Source organism: Coraliomargarita sinensis, from assembly GCF_003185655.1.
Classification (GTDB): Bacteria; Verrucomicrobiota; Verrucomicrobiia; order Opitutales; family Coraliomargaritaceae; genus Coraliomargarita_B; species Coraliomargarita_B sinensis.
The window spans coordinates 118865-134552 of sequence record NZ_QHJQ01000008.1 but is presented as its reverse complement, the minus strand read 5'-3'; the positions used below and the strand labels follow the sequence as shown (position 1 = coordinate 134552).

The window sequence follows — 15688 nt, the reverse complement described above, 5'->3', positions numbered from 1 at the left end:
TTCCCAGCCACCGGATGGTCGTCTCTTCAATCAGCAACAACATGAAAATTACCTGCTATCTTTTCACAGCTCTCTTCGCCCTCTTCAGTGTTCTGCAGATCAACGACGCGGCGCAATATGGCAATCACGACAGCTGGTTCTGGCTTCTACTCTACGCCTGCACCGCCATCACCACTTTCCTCCATGCCCGCCGCCCACTGCCCTTCGCCGCACTTACGGCCGGCATCGGTTTCGCCGTCGGGGCCTGCCTCTTCCGTCTACAGGATGCCGTGGGCAATTTCGACTTTGCGGGCCTCTTTCGCGCCACTGCCGTCCCGGCAAACATGAACGCCGCCACCCAACAACCCAATGAAGCGGCCGGCCTGCTCCTCGTCGCGATCTGGCTCACGGTGCTCGCCTGGCATGTACGTCCCCGACAGAGTCGACAAACTCAATCGTAAGGCGATTCGGCGACTGCTGACTCGAACACAGACTGAAACTCCCGCTGCATCCGGGCCAGGCGATCCGGATATTTTGACGCGAGGTCATTGGTTTCTCTCGGATCTGATTCGAGGTTGTACAGTTCGTCGTCGACCAGTTTCCACGGTCCCTGTCGCAAGCCAATGCGTTGGCCGCGCTTCCAGATCAAGGTTCTCTCCGGCAACGTTTCAGATTTGCTAAGGGCCGGACCGACATCGATGCCGTCAAACTCGATATGCTCAGGAACCATGATATCGGCCATGGCAAGACTTGTCGGCATAATGTCGAAACTCGCGATCAGTTCAGGGCTCGTACCAGGCCGTACCCGGCCCGGTGCCCAAACAATTCCGGGCACACGATGGCCGCCCTCGTAGGTTTGTCCCTTCCTGCCCCGCGCATTCGAGCTCAGCGTGCCGTTTGCATTTGTCCCACCGTTGTCGGAAACGAACCAGATAATGGTGTTTTCCTCGAGGCCCAGGTGTTCAATTTCCGCTTTAATCTCGCCGACACCCTCATCCACCGGCAGGATAAAATGTTTCATCAGCCAGTCGGGATCGCCGGGCGTTTCGGAGTAAACCATGCCTGGCTCGCCCCAGGGCGGGACCCTTCCTCTGTCCGGACCGCGGAGTATCTCAGAGCCACGGGCCTGGTGCGGGCTATGCGGGGCCCCGTGAGAAACATAGATAAAGAAAGGCCGGTCCGAATGATCCCGGATAAAGTTAATGGTATGCTGAGTGATCAAATCAGTATGGTAGCCCGGTTCGTCCTCCCGTTTTTGGTTCTGCCACCAATCCTTGGTAATCATACGGTCATAGTGGGAGTGGGCGTCGATATTCCCGCTGACAAAGCCATTAAACTGATCGAAGCCGTGACGCACCGGATTGAATTCTTCTTTGTAGCCGAGGTGCCATTTGCCGAAAATTGCGGTGGTGTATCCGGACTCTTTGAGCGCTTCGGCCAGCGTCCATTCACTTGCCGGCAGACCGCGTCGATGATCTTTATGCTCGGGATTGGCGTTAATGACATAATGGCACCCCATGCGGTATTGGTAGCGCCCTGTCATCAGGGCGGCGCGGGTGGGTGAACAGACCGTTCCATTGGAATGGTAGTCCGTGAGTAACAAGCCTTCGGCGGCCAGCTGATCCAGTTCAGGTGTCTTGTAGTATTGATTGTCGTAACAACTGAGACCGCCGAGGCCCATATCGTCGACCATGATCAGGATGATGTTTGGTGGCCTTGGCATGGATCCAACCGGAGCAGGCTGCGACACCGCGCTAAGAGAGGTAAGCCCGACGATCGGCAATGAAAGTAGAATGTGTTTTATCATATTCACACAAGGAAGTATCTCACTAAACTACACCACCCCTTCAGCCTGACAAGGGTCCTCACACCGGGAAATCTTATCGTGGCAATCAAAGGACCCGCGATTCATGTTTGCCAGGCGCTATGAAAATCCCACAACAGTCGGCTTTGGTCATTTAATTTCTAATCCAAGCCTTTTATGTCTGAAGCAAAACCTGTTCAAAAAGTAGCTATCCTCACTGCCGGCGGCCTCGCCCCCTGCCTTTCGTCTGCCATCGGCGGACTGATCGAGCGCTATACCGAGCTCTATCCGGATATCGAAATCATCTGCTATCGCGGTGGTTACAAGGGCCTGCTTCAGGGTGACAGCATTCCCGTGACAAAGGAGATCCGTGCCACGGCAGCCACACTGCACAAACACGGCGGCAGCCCCATCGGCAACAGCCGGGTCAAGCTGACCAATGTGAAGGACTGCGTGAAGCGCGGCTTGGTCAAAGAAGGTGAGGACCCGCTGAAGGTCGCCGCCGACCGACTCAGCAAAGACGGCGTCGATGTGCTGCATACCATCGGGGGCGACGACACCAACACCACGGCTGCCGACCTCGCCGCGTATCTGGCGGAAAACGATTACGATCTGACCGTCGTCGGCCTGCCCAAGACAATCGACAACGATGTCTTTCCCATTGCCCAGAGCCTCGGGGCTTGGACCGCCGCGGAGGAAGGGGCCAAGTATTTCGAAAACGTAGTTGCCGAACACAATGCCAACCCGCGCATGCTCATCATCCACGAAGTGATGGGACGCAACTGCGGCTGGTTGACCGCTGCCACGGCCGATGCTTACCGCAGCCGGCTGGACAGTCTCGATTGGGCGGATGCAATCGGCCTCACTCCGGCCCGAAAGGATGTGCACGCCATTTTCATCCCGGAAATGGAGATCGACATCAAGGCCGAAGCCCAGCGCCTGAAGGCAGTCATGGATGAGCACGACAATGTAAACATCTTCATCTCCGAAGGTGCCGGTGTCGAAAACATCATCAAAGAGATGGAAGCGGCCGGCGAAGAAGTGCCGCGCGACGCCTTCGGCCACGTCAAGCTCGACGCGGTCAACCCCGGCAAATGGTTCGGTGAACAATTTGCCGAAATGCTCGGTGCGGAAAAAGTGCTGGTGCAAAAGAGCGGCTACTTCTCAAGGGCTGCTCCGGCCAACATCGATGACATCCGCCTGATCAAGAGCTGCACCGACCTCGCAGTGGATTGCGCCGTAGTTCGGGAGAGCGGCGTGATCGGCCACGACGAGGACGACCGCAACATTCTCCGTGCCATCGAGTTCCCCCGTATCGCCGGTGGCAAGCCCTTCAATATCGACACACCCTGGTTCGAAGAGCTTCTCGAATCGATCGGTCAGCCGAAAGGCGCCAACATCGCCAAGGCCGGACACTAGGACAATAGGTAGGGGCTTCCCTCGGGAAGCCCGCGGAGGTGCGTAACGCTGCACTTGTTCGACTACGCCTCGTAAAGTTCGCGGGTGGCGCGAGCACCACCCCTACGGGATTACGCTTCGCATCGAAGTGACTGCCATTCAAGATTGGACGTTCAATGTTGAGCGTTCGACGTTCCCTAGCCCGGCACAACATCGAGGTTGGTCGCCAGATCGGCCTGCACCTGTGCATGCAGATCGCTGCGGGTCGCCTCCAACTTTTTGCGGAAGCGGCGCACCTGCCCCTCGCTCATGGTGGCGATATGGCAGATCGGTTCTCCTGGCTTCACGGCCGGTAGTGTTGCCATCCCGAGAACGATCCCGGGCACGGGGCTGGTCAGCACGGACTGTTCGACGCCCATAATGCTGTAGTTGGTCGCCACAGCCTGGTCCGCCTCCACGAAATCGCCGGGGCTGACGTGAAACTTGAGAATACCACCGACAGCTGCCCGCACCCAGGTGGTTTTACGAATCTTGACCTGAAAGGGCGGCTTTTCCACGGGTCGTTCGACCATGCCCAATTCGGAAAGTACATTGCGAATCCCGCGTATCCCGATCTGCAGGACCGATGGTTCCACCTTCCATGGCTCCCCGGCCTCGAGAATAATAGTCGGGCAGCCCGCCCGGGTCGCCTCGCGCCGAAAGGACCCGAGCGGCCCTTTACCATCCACCGTCAGCATACATCCGAAGGCGGTGGCCAGGCGCCGCGTCCGCGGATTACTTAAATCCGCCCTGACATTGGGGAAGTTGGTGCGTTGAACCGCAGCCGTGTGCAGGTCGATGCCGTAGTCACAGTGCTGGACCAACTCCTGCATGAGGGTATGGGCAATCCGGCTGGCCAGACTGCCAGATTCACTCCCCGGAAAACTGCGGTTCAAATCGCGGCGGTCGGGCAGGTAACGCTCGTGCGACTCAAAGCCAAAGACATTGACCACCGGGGCCAGGACCAAAGTGCCACAGGTCAGCTGCGGACGGTCATTGAAAAGAAAATCATGTATGATCCCCGTGCCGTTAATCTCGTCACCATGAATCGCGGCAGTTACAAAAATTTTCGGCCCGGGCTCGTCGGCACGAATAATTCGCACGGGGATCCCGATGGGATCGCCGGTGTAAGTTTGTGAAATCGGCAACCTGACATCCTCGTTCGTGCCGAGGGGAATCGACTGCCCCGCGATTTCAAATAAATCTTCTTTGCTCATGACGGATCGTGATCATCCAGCTTTTGTGGCGCCTTGCGCTTGCGGCGGCGTTTGCGCACGCGATCCGGCATAAAGCTGCTCAGAGCAACCTGGCTGCCGTAACAAAGCAGCGTATCGCCGACCATGAGTTCGCGGTTTTTGTCCGGATTTGCGATCTGCTCCCCTCCCCGGGTTATCCGCAGAACTATGATGTCGTGCTCACGCAGACCGCTGCTGAGGATGGTTTGCCCGGCAAGCGAAGCGCCAGGCGTAATACTGAATTCCGAAATAGTATAGCCGCGCGTCAGGGTCAGTCGTTCTCGCACGTTCATGTTGCCGAACTTGAGCTGCTCTTCCGTAAAGCTGACAATCTCTCCGGCAATATCGATACCGGTGGCCCCTTCTATCCCCTCCAGCCCGGGCGATGAGTTCACTTCCATGATAACGGGGCCGTCTTTACCTTCCAGCATGTCGACACCGGCTACTTTAAGGCCGAGAATATGGGCCGCACGTACCGCTGTGCGCTCGTAGGCCTCGTCGAGCTCGACGACCTCAGTGCGGCCGCCGCGGTGCACGTTGCTGCGAAACTCCTGACCGACCGCGGAACGACGCATCGCCGCCACCACCCGGTCACCCACCACGAAGGCGCGGATGTCCCGCCCCTTAGACTCGGAAACGAATTTTTGCACCAATACGTTTTGTTGCACACTGGAAAGGGTCTCAATAATCGCTTCGGCCACCTTGTTGCTCTCGGCCAGAATCACACCAACCCCCTGTGTCCCGGAGAGGAGTTTGATGACAACCGGCGCACCACCCATCTCCTGTATGCCCTGCAGAATATCGTTTTGGTTCCGCACGAAAGCGGTTTCAGCGATTCCGATATCGTGCCGGCTCAGCGCCTGCATGGAGGACAGTTTGTCGCGTGAAGCGAGAATCGAGTCGGCCGTGTTCAGACAATAGACCCCCATTTGCTCAAACTGGCGAACCACTGCGCTACCAAAAAAGGTAACGGAATTTCCAATGCGTGGAACGATGGCATCGTAGTCGCTGATGTGCTTGCCGCGGTAGGTCAGGTCCGGTTCGCCCTGCCTCAGGTAGAGACCGAACTTGAGTGTATCGAAGACTTTCACTTTATGCCCCCGTTGGATCGCGGCTTCGCGCAGGCGGCGGGTGCTGTAAAGTTTTGGTCCTCTGGAAAGTATCGCTAGTTTCATAACAGTTTAGATTTCGAAGTCCTCAACCAGACGCACCTTACGGCGCGCCCTGCTGACGTGTTTGACGGACGCATCGACGAGAAAGTCATCTTCCAGTGCCTTGCGACCAAGTAGTATGCGGCAGACCATACTCTCGCGCGAAACGAGGCTGAACTCAACCTCCTTTGCCACGCCGGCAATGGAGACGCAGGTACGCACGAAGTAGCGCTCGTGCCGCTGCCCGTTGCTGGAGCGAACATGGGTCTGGTGGGCGATATCCGCGACCACCGTACGGGTGAGGGAGCGATCCTTGCGGTCGATCACGATATCAAACTGTATTCGGTTATCCGGCAACTCGACCACGTTGGAAACGTCGAGAGCCGACCGCCGCGCGCCGGTGTCGCTTTTGGAGACGATGTGCTCGATCCCCCAATCCGGGAGGTCGACGGTCTCCTTCCAGCCGATGACTTTCTTTTTTGCGAGTGGTTTGGTCATACTGTATCGACTTACCAAAGACCTCGATCACCCTTCCTGAGTGAGCGGGCAAAGGCCTCCAGAAGCTGTACGGTATGTTCAATGTCCTTCAGATCGACCATCTCACTGGGTGTGTGCATGTAGCGGAGCGGTATCGACAGCAGCCCTGTGGCCACCCCGTCGCCGGCAACTTGAATCGCGCGGGCGTCCGTTCCCGTGGGTCGCGAATCGGCTTCGAGTTGATAAGGAATTTTGGCTTTTTCCGCACAAGCGACGATACGTTCAAAGGCAATGGGATTGATATTCGGGCCGCGGCAGACGATCGGACCACCACCCTGCTTGAAGCTCCCGTATTTCCTCAGGTCGCAGTCCGGCGAATCGGTGGCATGCCCCACATCCACCGCAATCGCGAAATCAGGCTTCTCGGAATAGGCGGCGGTCATCGCGCCACGGGTGCCGATTTCCTCCTGCGTGGTGGCGGCAGCCGTTACGCGCGCAGTCAGCTTGCCCTTAGTCAAACGACGGACCGCTTCCAGCACCGCGTAGGCACCGGCTTTGTCATCAAAGGCGCGGGCCACGCCCACACTACCACGAATCAGTTCAAAGCTTTGATCGTAAATGGCGGGATCGCCAATCCGGACGAGCTTCTCCGCTTCCTCCCGGCTACTCACACCAATATCGATCCAGATTTCATGGGTCTCCGGAACCTTCTTGCGATCTTCCGGGCTCATCAGGTGGATCGCGCGCTTACCGGTCACGCCCTTGATTTCGCCTTCTTTGGTTAGAATGGAAACTCGGCGTCCTGAGATCATGGTTTTGTCGTGCCCCCCAAGGGTATCAAAATAAAGAAAGCCCTGGTCGTTAATGTAGGTAATGATCAGACCAAGTTCATCAATGTGGCCGGCGAAGAGCACGCTGGGGTCACCCGCTTCGTTCACGGTGGCAAACCGGTTACCCATGGTGTCGCGGCGGTAGGCGTCCACCTTGTCCCCGACATAACGATCCACCACGGCCTGAGCTTCATACTCATGTCCGGTGGGCGAACGGGCGTTGAGCAAATCGACTAGAAAGTCCGGAGCCTGATACTTCTTGGGCGTTTTTTTCGCCGCGGTTTTTTTCGAGGTTTTCTTTTTAGGCATGCATCGCAGTGTTGATGAAAGTTTGCTGGTAGCAACAAAAAGGGCGATCTTGGACTAATACCACTTCTAAAATACCGATCGGCGCGGGGTAACGACCCGGCATCCGCAAGAGGCTTCGCCGAGGCTACGCCCGTCATGAGCGGAGCCTCTACTACTCTATTGGCCTCAGGCTTCTGCCCTCTGACTAAAGCGCGTCTTCGTCCGACTCTTCGGTGCGGATACGGACGGCCTGCTCCACCGGGAGGACAAAGACCTTGCCGTCGCCGATTTTACCGGTTTTGGCAGCCTTGACGATGGCATCGACAGCCTTTTCGACCACATCGTCCTCCACCACCGTTTCAATCATGGTCTTGGGCAGAAAATCCACCGTGTATTCGCTGCCCCGGTAAATCTCGGTGTGGCCTTTCTGGCGACCGAAGCCTTTAACTTCAGAGGCGGTCATGCCGGTCACTCCGATTTCAGAGAGAGCTTCTTTCACTTCTTCCAGCTTGAAGGGCTTCACGATGGCTTTGATCAATTTCATAATCTGTCGACTGTCGGGGTTAGAAAAGGGAGTTATCTCGGCAGGATGCGATGCGATCCTGTGTACGATATGGACTAAGGCATAACGCCTTCATCGATCAGCACAATAAAGAAAGGGCAGAGACCGTACGGCCCCTGCCCTGCATACCTCATCTTACGCTTGGATTAGCTCACCTTGATCTTACGTGGCTTCACCTCGTCTGCCTTGGGCAGAGTCAAATCAAGCACACCGTCTTCGACCTTGGCTTTGATCTTATCTTCGTTCACGGCGACATTCAAGCGGAGTTCCAGCCGATAATCACCGACCGGCATTTCGCGGCGAAGCGGTCGCCATCCTTCCGGCAATACCTCGGCGCGGCTCCCGGTGATACTGAGTGTCTCGTCCTCGATGGAGATATCGAGTCCGTCCCGGCTTACGCCGGGCAGGTTAACGCGGACGTTGAATGCATCTTCGTTTTCACTCACATCGTAGGCGGGACGGCGCCAGGTACGGGCCTGGCTCTTAGTCGGTGTCGCTTCCGTTGCGGTGGAGGTTTGTAGTTCTGTGCTGCTCATGGTGTAAGTTTCCTTTCTGTTTCGGTTGAATGGTTTATTTGACGGTAATCTGACGTGGCTTGCGGGCCTCGGCCTTAGGCAAGGTCACCGTCAGCACGCCGTCTTTCATTGCGGCCGACACGGCATCGAGGTCGACACCGTCCGGAACCGAGATCGAGCGTTGGAAGCTCGCGCGGGATTCGGATTCGTCCGACTTTTCGACGCTGACGCTGCTAATGGTGAGGACGGAATTTTCCAGCTCGAGATCGACCTCGTTCTTTTTCATGCCGGGCAGCTCGAAGCGGGCATAGTAGTTGTGCTCATCCTCATAGAGATCAGCAGCGGGTTGAGCGAATCCGGTCGTGCCGCCAAAAAAATCGTCGAAGATCGAACCGAAGCGGTCGATTGAAGAGCCGCCTAGATCGAAGAGACGATTGAATGCGGATGCAGCCGGAGACTGTGGGTATTCATAGCGTATCAGTTTCATGATGTATTCCTTTCGTTTGATTGAAGTTCAAAAGGAATAGTGCATAAACGATACCAGCCTAAGTAACGTCTACATATAACTGAATATTAGTCACTTAGAAAACCATAGCTCCAGAGGGAAAGAGTCAATATGACACACTATGGCACAAAAACCCGTCGCACCGATTCACTGCGTCACAATGTCGCTAACTATGCCAAACAATCCGCAATATAATCTTTGGATTGCAGCACCTGATCCTTCGTCAGCGAAGGGCTGAGCTCAAGCGTCAGGCTATGCTCGGGCCGGACAAACCGGGCGATCATCTTAAAATCAATCACGCCTGTGCCGGGCGTTTGATGGTCCTTACCGCCTTCACTGACATCATGCAGATGAAAACCGATGAGTCGCGGGGCCATCTTTTCCAGATGTTCGGCATGGTCCATCAAACCGAACTGGTGCTTTAGCTGGGCGTGCCCACAGTCGTGCCAGTAACCCACAGGCGAGCCTTCCTCAAAAGCATCAAGAAAGGCTTCAAAATCGCTGTCGATCGGAAGTTCCTCGAGCCCTTCGCGATTTTCGACCCCCAGCGTCAAACCCCGCTCACTTACCTCGGGCATCAACTTCTGGTAGCTTTCGTGAATACGCCCAAGCCAGGGCTTCGCCGAGCGCTTGATCCGCTTCAAGGTACGATCACAGCGCTTGCGAAAGGCCTTGTGCTCGCGGAGTTCATTTGCCTCCAACCCGGCTTTGTCGATCCATCGCTCCAAGCGCGCCTCCGGGGACCAGAAGAAATAATGCACACTTCCGGAGTGCATGACAATTCGCGGCGCACCGACCTTGACTGCAAAATCCAGCGTTTGCAGTGAATAACGGTGCCAGAGGTCGCGCTCACGCGAATCCGAGGACGAGGGCTGATAAAGGTTTGGTGCTGCATGCTGTACCGTATTGGGCAGCGGACAAAAGTTGTGCACGGAACCGACCTCGATAATACCTTCCTCCACTGCCTTGAGAATGCCGGGCACCAGCGATATGCGAATGCCGTGGCTGAGCTCGATACGCTTAAACCCCAAGCCCAGCACTTCCTCAATCATTTCATAGCCGTCCTGATGGCGCGCGGAGCACCAGCAGGAGGAAAGAGAAAGTCGGTCTGTAATGTCAGTCATGATACAAAAAATCCCGGCGCACACAGGTGCAGGCCGGGACTCTGGAAGAGTTAGTGCCAACGCACCACTCTAAAAGCTACGACTACATGTTCGAATAGCGAACGCGGAGCATGTTATTGAAATCAAGCTCTTTCTTTTTACGGCGCTTCGCTTGGGATGGTTTTTCAAAATAGCGGTTAGCGCGCACATCGCGAATGACACCTTCGCGGTCGAGGCGCTTTTTCAGACGACGGAGCGCACGTTCCATGGGCTCGCCTTTACGGACTTTTACTTCAAGTGACATAAGATATTTGTTCTAAAGTGGAAAAGGTGCGCTAAGATGCTGCGTGGATACTGCCCGTCAACCCTAATTTTACTCAAGTTTTCAGGCCTGTACGTTCTCACGTGCCCCGTACAGCGCCGTGCCGACACGAATCTGTGTCGATCCGGCCGCTATCGCCTGCTCGAGGTCCCCGGTCATCCCCATGGAAAGCTCCTTCAGCGCGCAGCCGAATCGGGCCGAAAGCTCGTCACGCAAGTCACGCAGCTTTTCAAAGGCGGCTTTTGCGACAACCGGATCATCGTCGAGCGGCGCAATCGTCATCAGACCGTCCAGTTGCAAGGCCTCCGCTTCAAGCGCAAGCTCCACCGCCTCGTTCATCGATTCCACATCAAACCCGTATTTATTCGGATCTTCCCCGGTATTACACTGGAGCAAAATAGGCAGGGTCTTGCCCGCTTCCCCCGCGTAACGGTCCAGACGACGGAGAATTTTGAGCGAATCCACCGATTGCACCCGGTCAAAAATGGCCACGGCCTGCTTGGCTTTGTTCGACTGCAAATGGCCGATTAGCTCCCATCGCATCTCGCCGGTGTATGAGTCTCGCTTATAACCGGCCTCCTGAACTCGGTTTTCACCCACCGCCGACAAGCCAGCTTGAGCGGCAAACTCCACGGCGTCCAGAGGATGGTTTTTCGTCACCGGCAGTAATGATACTTCGTTTTCACTACGTTCGGCATCACGACAAGCCGCCGCGATGCGCTTCTGCAGGCTACGGACGTTGGCTTCAAATTCCTCAAAAGTAATCACACTTATTAAGCAGCACTGTTAGCGAAAAATCGCAAGATAAGATTTCCTTTAATTAGACTTGTATTTTGATTAGCTTCTTTTATACACGAAATCACCATGCATGTTGAAAATTTTAAAATCTTCTCGGACCTCGTGGAAAGTGAAAGTTTTTCGCGCGCGGCGAAATTGAATAATATCACGCAATCTGCGGTCAGCCAACAGCTGCGCGCGATGGAGAAGCATTTCAGCATTCTCATCGTTGACCGCAGCCAGAAGCAGTTCCGCCTGACCCGCGAGGGCCAGAAGCTCTACGAATCCGCCAAGGAGATGCTCTATCTCTACGATAAGCTCAACAGCGAGCTGCAGGAGATGAAGAAGGTGATCAGCGGCACGATTCACATCTCGACGGTTTACAGTATCGGGCTTCACGAGTTGCCCCCTTACGTCAAAGCCTTCCTGGCCAAGTATCCCGAGGTTAATATCCGGGTGGAGTACCGTCGCGCCAACAACGTGTACGAGGACATCCTGACCAACTCGATCGATCTGGGCCTCGTGGCCTACCCGCAGAAGCACAAGCAACTTGAGATCTTGCCCTTTCACGATGACATTCTGGTTCTCGTCGTTTGCCCGGAGCATCCGCTGGCCAAGCAAAAGACCGTCGATCTCGAGGAAATTGCCGGGCAAAAGTTCGTCGGTTTCGAACCGGACATTCCGACGCGTAAAGCCACTGACGCCCTTTTCAAGGAGGCCGGAATCGATGTGGAACCGGTCATGGAATTCGACAATGTGGAAACCGTGAAGCGGGCCGTCGAGATCAACGCCGGCATCGCGATCCTGCCACAGACCACGGTGGTACGGGAAGAAGCACAGGGGCTGCTCAAGGTTCTGAAATTCAAGGGCAAGACCTACAAACGTCCGCTGGCCCTCATCCACCGGAAAGGCCGCGTACTCACACCGGCGATCAAGAAGTTGATTGAGCTGCTCACCTCAAAGGACCTGCACAGCTTCCAAAAGGAAAAATAGAGAAAATAAACTTTTCTCCGGGCCACGCTTGCAGTGCAGTTGAGCGGAACATTTATTTCCGCTCGATTGACAGCTAAACTATGCAAGCCACACGCCATTTTCTTATCTTCCTTCTCACCAGTCTGTGCGCGTTCGCCACAAGTGCGGAAGACGCCCTCAAGCACATCCAGACCATAGGAGGGATTGAGGAGTACGAATTGCGAGACAACGGCCTGCGTGTGCTGCTCATGCCCAACGAAGGCCTGCCGGTTGCCACGGTCATGGTGACCTACGAAGTCGGCTCCCGTCATGAAGTGCCCGGCACGACCGGTGCCACCCATATTCTTGAGCATATGATGTTTAAAGGGACGCCCCGCTTTAACGCCGAAGAGGACAATGATTACTCCAGTCAAATGGAGCGCATCGGGGCCCGCTCCAACGCAACCACCTGGTTCGACCGCACGAATTACTACGCGACCCTGCCGCGCGAATACGTCCCGCTGGCCATCGAACTGGAGGCCGACCGGATGCGCAACCTGTACATACGGGAAAAGGATCTGGCTTCGGAAATGACCGTCGTGCGCAACGAATACGAACGCGGGGAAAACAGTCCGGTCCGGACCCTGATCAAAGAATTGTTTGCCGCCGCCTTTACCGCCCACACCTACAGCCACCCCACGATTGGCTGGAAGTCGGACATCGAGAACACCTCACCCGAGAAGCTTCGCGAGTTCTATGACACCTTTTACTGGCCGGAGAATGCGGTGCTGACCGTCATCGGCGGCTACGACCGTGAGAAAACCCTGGATGCCATCGTCGAGCACTATGGCGCGATCGAAGCGGCCCCCCACCCCATCCCGGAAGTCGAAACTTCAGAGCCTGAACAGATCGGCCCACGACGCGTGACCATCAAACGCGCGGGCCAGGTCGGGGTGGTCATGACCGGCTATAAAGTTCCCGAAGCCACGCACAAGGACTGGCCCGCCCTGCTCCTCATCGACCAAATCGTGGGCGCCGACAAGACCGGCCGACTCTACCGTGCGCTCGAAGATAAAGGCAAGGCCAGTGCCACCTTTACCTTTGCGCCCGAATTGCATGACCCGGGACTCTTCGTTTTCGGCGCCTACCTGACGCCCGATGCCACTCACGAGGAAGTTGAAGCCATCCTGCAAAAAGAAATCGAAGCCCTCATCGGGGGCGGCGTGACCGAGGATGAACTCAGCCGGGCCAAGTCGGTGATCCGCGCGGAAATCGTCTACGGCAGGGACGGCCCCTATGCGATTGCCGATCAGATCAATGAAGCCATTGCCATGGGCGACTGGACCAGCTACGTCAACCGGCCGAAGGAAATCGAGGCTGTAACCGCTAAGGAAATCCAGGCCGTGGCCAAGCGCTACTTCCTGAAAAAGACGAGCACGACAGGATGGTTCGTCCCTGAAGTCAAAAACAGCCTGGCCCAGCAAAGCGGTCGCGCCTGGGGACCAAACTACTACCGGGATCCGGAACTCTACGGCCCCCACGCGAACGATAAACAGGCGGAGAACGGCGAGAGCCTCCCCAGCGTGGTCGACTTTTCCTCCAACATGCGCCGGGAGACGGTGGCCGGGATCGACCTTATCACCGTCGATATGCCGATCGAAGGCGTTGTTTCTTTTGTTGGAAGTTTTGCCGCGGGTGAGGCCCTCAGCCCGGGCGAACATCCCATGTTGGCGGGGTTGACTGCAGCCATGCTCGACAAGGGCAGCGCCAGAAAGGACCGTTTCGCCATCGCCGAATTGCTCGACACCCTGGGGGCCGACATCTCGTTTTCCGCCGGCAGCCACAGCCTCAGTTTTTCCGGCCGCTTCCTCCGGCCGAATGCCGGAGCGGTTTTGGAATTACTGGCAGAGCAGGTGCGCGAGCCCGCCTTCGACCCTGCCGTTTTCGAAACCGTCCGCAGCCGGCAGGAAGCCTACCTGCTCCAGGCCGTGGATGACCCCAACTACCGGGCCAGCTCGCAATTGAGCCGAATGCTCTACCCCGCCGGCCACCCCAACCACAACGAGGAGCTGAGTCTTCTGCTCGAAGACCTCAAAGCCACGAGCATCGAAGACCTCCGCAGCTTCCATCAAGAATTTTACGGCCCGGAATCCATGCGCCTGGTATTTGCTGGCGACATCGACTTCGAGCAGATTAAAGCGGCCGTCGCCAACGCCTTTGAAGGCTGGAGCGGCGGCGTCCCCTATCCTGAAGAACAACCGGAACAAGGGGGCAACACCAGCGTGGAGGAACGCATCTACATCGCCGACAAAACCAGCGTTTCCGTTCTTTACGGCTATAACACCGGACTGCAACGCAGCGAGAAGGAATACCTCCCCTTCATGCTCGGTAATTACATTCTGGGCGGCAGCTTCAATGCACGGCTCATGAGCGAAGTCCGGAAGGAGCGCGGGCTCACCTACAACATCCGTTCTTATCATCAGGGAGACATCATGACTCCGGGCAACTGGGCCCTAACCGCCAGCTTCTCGCCCGCCCTACTGGATGAAGGCATGGAAGCGACCCGGGAAGTCTTGGATACCTGGTATGCCGATGGTGTGAGCGAAGCAGAGGTCGACGCCGCAATCGAAACGCTCTCCGGTTCTTATCTGGTCGGCCTCTCCACCACCGGCCGGGTCGCCGGCCAGCTGCACAGCTTTCTGCAACGCGGGATGGAGCCTGGCTACATCGATCAATACCCCCTCGAGTTGGAAAAGATCACACCCGAACAAGTCAACCGGGCGATCAAGCAATACCTCGACCCGTCCAAAGCCACCGTGGTGATTGCCGGCTCACTGCAAAATGGATCCACGTCGAGCGCGGAATCGAAAAACAACTCCGTGAGCGTGCGCATCGATACACCCAACGCGGGATGGAAGGTACAGATCGAAAAAATCTACCGTACCGCCGACCACCTGGTCGTAATTTCGCAGTTGAACCAAAACGAGGAAGTCGCTGCCGAGGTCATCACCTCGGTCGCTGACAGCGCCGAGATCGCCACCGAAATCGAATTGCCCGTGCGGCACTACATCTTGGGGAAGACCTGGGATTGGGGCGACACCGGCAAATACACTTTTATCGAATCCATGGATGACTTCGGCACAGCTCTTGACGGCGCCGAGCTCATCTACTCCAAATAGTTCACTCAAACGACCAACTCCTAACGATCCTATTTCTTCAATGGCCAAAATCGACGTCGAAACACTCAAGTTCATCCTCCAACGCAACGAAACCGATATTCGCAAGATCAACGAGATCATGCAGGATATTGAAATGGAACTAAAAGCCGAGGAAGAGGAGCGCGCCAACCGGCCTCCCCCCGTTAAAAAACAGTTCTCCATTGTCCTCGCGGACAACGAGGGCGTGCTCGAAGACAAAGACCTCACCGGCTGGGTCGTTCAGATTCCGGAAGACGACAGTGTCACCGTCGCCCCGGAACGCATCATCCGCGCAGCTTACGAATACAACACCACGCCGAAGGGCCGCCGCATGCCGGTGGAAACCATCGGCGAAGCCTGCGAAGCCGTCACCGCAAAATTCTTCAAGGAGCAGAACATCTGGGTCAAAACCAAGGTTCCGGTTCTCGCCGTAGCGACTTCAAACAAGATCCCGATGGAGAAATCGGAGTAGGATTGGTGAGTGGTTGAGTCGTTGCGTGGTTCTGTTGGTGGGACGGCGCGCTGGGCCAGACACGCCCTACCAGCATCAACAGA

At 56.3% G+C, this 15688-nt stretch carries 16 protein-coding genes; 5 read left to right on the top strand and 11 right to left on the bottom strand.

Annotated features, from left to right (window positions below):
* Nucleotides 1-41 precede the first annotated feature (41 nt).
* The gene (locus DDZ13_RS11460) at nucleotides 42-440 is read left to right on the top strand and encodes a transmembrane 220 family protein (protein ID WP_158279902.1); all 399 of its coding nucleotides are present in this window, start codon (nucleotides 42-44) and stop codon (nucleotides 438-440) included.
* Here the strand turns inward: DDZ13_RS11460 and DDZ13_RS11455 are convergent.
* On the bottom strand, nucleotides 431-1702 hold the full coding sequence (locus DDZ13_RS11455) for a sulfatase-like hydrolase/transferase (RefSeq protein WP_158279901.1): 1272 nt from the start codon (nucleotides 1700-1702) through the stop codon (nucleotides 431-433). The genes DDZ13_RS11460 and DDZ13_RS11455 overlap by 10 nt on opposite strands.
* 258 nt (nucleotides 1703-1960) lie before the next feature.
* Here DDZ13_RS11455 and DDZ13_RS11450 point away from each other — a divergent pair, with 258 nt between their 5' ends.
* Nucleotides 1961-3202 (top strand): pyrophosphate--fructose-6-phosphate 1-phosphotransferase, encoded by a 1242-nt coding sequence (locus DDZ13_RS11450; RefSeq protein WP_110131590.1) that lies wholly within the window; start codon nucleotides 1961-1963, stop codon nucleotides 3200-3202.
* A 176-nt stretch (nucleotides 3203-3378) separates the two neighbouring features.
* On the opposite strand, the gene DDZ13_RS11445 is transcribed toward DDZ13_RS11450, so the two are convergent.
* From DDZ13_RS11445 to DDZ13_RS11400, 10 genes are all read right to left on the bottom strand, one after another.
* Entirely contained in the window at nucleotides 3379-4437 is a 1059-nt protein-coding gene (locus DDZ13_RS11445; protein WP_110131589.1) for a succinylglutamate desuccinylase/aspartoacylase family protein, read from the bottom strand.
* Nucleotides 4434-5630 carry a RimK family alpha-L-glutamate ligase gene (locus tag DDZ13_RS11440; RefSeq protein WP_110131588.1) on the bottom strand — a complete coding sequence of 399 codons (1197 nt, stop codon included), beginning with the start codon at nucleotides 5628-5630 and terminating at the stop codon, nucleotides 4434-4436. Before DDZ13_RS11440 ends, DDZ13_RS11445 begins: the two co-directional genes overlap by 4 nt.
* Nucleotides 5631-5636: 6 nt before the next feature.
* Complete coding sequence (locus DDZ13_RS11435) at nucleotides 5637-6104, bottom strand: ATP-dependent zinc protease family protein (RefSeq protein WP_110131587.1); 468 nt, start codon at nucleotides 6102-6104, stop codon at nucleotides 5637-5639.
* An 11-nt stretch (nucleotides 6105-6115) separates the two neighbouring features.
* Nucleotides 6116-7222 (bottom strand): M42 family metallopeptidase, encoded by a 1107-nt coding sequence (locus DDZ13_RS11430; RefSeq protein ID WP_110131586.1) that lies wholly within the window; start codon nucleotides 7220-7222, stop codon nucleotides 6116-6118.
* Nucleotides 7223-7406: 184 nt separating this feature from the next.
* A complete protein-coding gene (locus DDZ13_RS11425; RefSeq protein ID WP_110131585.1) occupies nucleotides 7407-7745 on the bottom strand; it encodes a P-II family nitrogen regulator in 339 nt (112 codons plus the stop codon).
* A 164-nt stretch (nucleotides 7746-7909) separates the two neighbouring features.
* Complete coding sequence (locus DDZ13_RS11420; RefSeq protein WP_110131584.1) at nucleotides 7910-8299, bottom strand: Hsp20/alpha crystallin family protein; 390 nt, start codon at nucleotides 8297-8299, stop codon at nucleotides 7910-7912.
* 34 nt (nucleotides 8300-8333) lie between these two features.
* On the bottom strand, nucleotides 8334-8765 hold the full coding sequence (locus DDZ13_RS11415) for an Hsp20/alpha crystallin family protein (RefSeq protein WP_110131583.1): 432 nt from the start codon (nucleotides 8763-8765) through the stop codon (nucleotides 8334-8336).
* A 188-nt stretch (nucleotides 8766-8953) separates the two neighbouring features.
* Complete coding sequence (locus DDZ13_RS11410; protein ID WP_110131582.1) at nucleotides 8954-9907, bottom strand: sugar phosphate isomerase/epimerase family protein; 954 nt, start codon at nucleotides 9905-9907, stop codon at nucleotides 8954-8956.
* An 82-nt stretch (nucleotides 9908-9989) separates the two neighbouring features.
* Nucleotides 9990-10190: a 30S ribosomal protein S21 gene (gene rpsU / locus DDZ13_RS11405; protein WP_110131581.1), complete on the bottom strand. Its 201-nt coding sequence runs from the start codon at nucleotides 10188-10190 to the stop codon at nucleotides 9990-9992.
* A gap of 81 nt (nucleotides 10191-10271) precedes the next feature.
* A complete protein-coding gene (locus tag DDZ13_RS11400) occupies nucleotides 10272-10976 on the bottom strand; it encodes a YggS family pyridoxal phosphate-dependent enzyme (RefSeq protein WP_110131580.1) in 705 nt (234 codons plus the stop codon).
* A 96-nt stretch (nucleotides 10977-11072) separates the two neighbouring features.
* On the opposite strand from DDZ13_RS11400, the gene DDZ13_RS11395 reads away from it, so the two are divergent.
* The 3 genes from DDZ13_RS11395 (at nucleotide 11073) to DDZ13_RS11385 (ending at nucleotide 15605) form a co-directional block, all read left to right on the top strand.
* On the top strand, nucleotides 11073-11978 hold the full coding sequence (locus DDZ13_RS11395) for a LysR family transcriptional regulator (RefSeq protein WP_110131579.1): 906 nt from the start codon (nucleotides 11073-11075) through the stop codon (nucleotides 11976-11978).
* An 80-nt stretch (nucleotides 11979-12058) separates the two neighbouring features.
* Nucleotides 12059-15115: a M16 family metallopeptidase gene (locus tag DDZ13_RS11390; RefSeq protein ID WP_110131578.1), complete on the top strand. Its 3057-nt coding sequence runs from the start codon at nucleotides 12059-12061 to the stop codon at nucleotides 15113-15115.
* A gap of 40 nt (nucleotides 15116-15155) precedes the next feature.
* Entirely contained in the window at nucleotides 15156-15605 is a 450-nt protein-coding gene (locus DDZ13_RS11385) for a hypothetical protein (protein WP_110131577.1), read from the top strand.
* Nucleotides 15606-15688: the final 83 nt, after the last annotated feature.

Excerpts from the sequence above, each read along its gene's own strand:
- DDZ13_RS11460 (WP_158279902.1), top strand. The coding sequence starts at position 42 with ATGAAAATTACCTGCTATCTTTTCACAGCTCTCTTCGCCCTCTTCAGT.
- DDZ13_RS11455 (WP_158279901.1), bottom strand. The coding sequence starts at position 1,702 with ATGCCAAGGCCACCAAACATCATCCTGATCATGGTCGACGATATGGGC.
- DDZ13_RS11450 (WP_110131590.1), top strand. The coding sequence starts at position 1,961 with ATGTCTGAAGCAAAACCTGTTCAAAAAGTAGCTATCCTCACTGCCGGC.
- DDZ13_RS11445 (WP_110131589.1), bottom strand. The coding sequence starts at position 4,437 with ATGAGCAAAGAAGATTTATTTGAAATCGCGGGGCAGTCGATTCCCCTC.
- DDZ13_RS11440 (WP_110131588.1), bottom strand. The coding sequence starts at position 5,630 with ATGAAACTAGCGATACTTTCCAGAGGACCAAAACTTTACAGCACCCGC.
- DDZ13_RS11435 (WP_110131587.1), bottom strand. The coding sequence starts at position 6,104 with ATGACCAAACCACTCGCAAAAAAGAAAGTCATCGGCTGGAAGGAGACC.
- DDZ13_RS11430 (WP_110131586.1), bottom strand. The coding sequence starts at position 7,222 with ATGCCTAAAAAGAAAACCTCGAAAAAAACCGCGGCGAAAAAAACGCCC.
- DDZ13_RS11425 (WP_110131585.1), bottom strand. The coding sequence starts at position 7,745 with ATGAAATTGATCAAAGCCATCGTGAAGCCCTTCAAGCTGGAAGAAGTG.
- DDZ13_RS11420 (WP_110131584.1), bottom strand. The coding sequence starts at position 8,299 with ATGAGCAGCACAGAACTACAAACCTCCACCGCAACGGAAGCGACACCG.
- DDZ13_RS11415 (WP_110131583.1), bottom strand. The coding sequence starts at position 8,765 with ATGAAACTGATACGCTATGAATACCCACAGTCTCCGGCTGCATCCGCA.
- DDZ13_RS11410 (WP_110131582.1), bottom strand. The coding sequence starts at position 9,907 with ATGACTGACATTACAGACCGACTTTCTCTTTCCTCCTGCTGGTGCTCC.
- rpsU (WP_110131581.1), bottom strand. The coding sequence starts at position 10,190 with ATGTCACTTGAAGTAAAAGTCCGTAAAGGCGAGCCCATGGAACGTGCG.
- DDZ13_RS11395 (WP_110131579.1), top strand. The coding sequence starts at position 11,073 with ATGCATGTTGAAAATTTTAAAATCTTCTCGGACCTCGTGGAAAGTGAA.
- DDZ13_RS11390 (WP_110131578.1), top strand. The coding sequence starts at position 12,059 with ATGCAAGCCACACGCCATTTTCTTATCTTCCTTCTCACCAGTCTGTGC.
- DDZ13_RS11385 (WP_110131577.1), top strand. The coding sequence starts at position 15,156 with ATGGCCAAAATCGACGTCGAAACACTCAAGTTCATCCTCCAACGCAAC.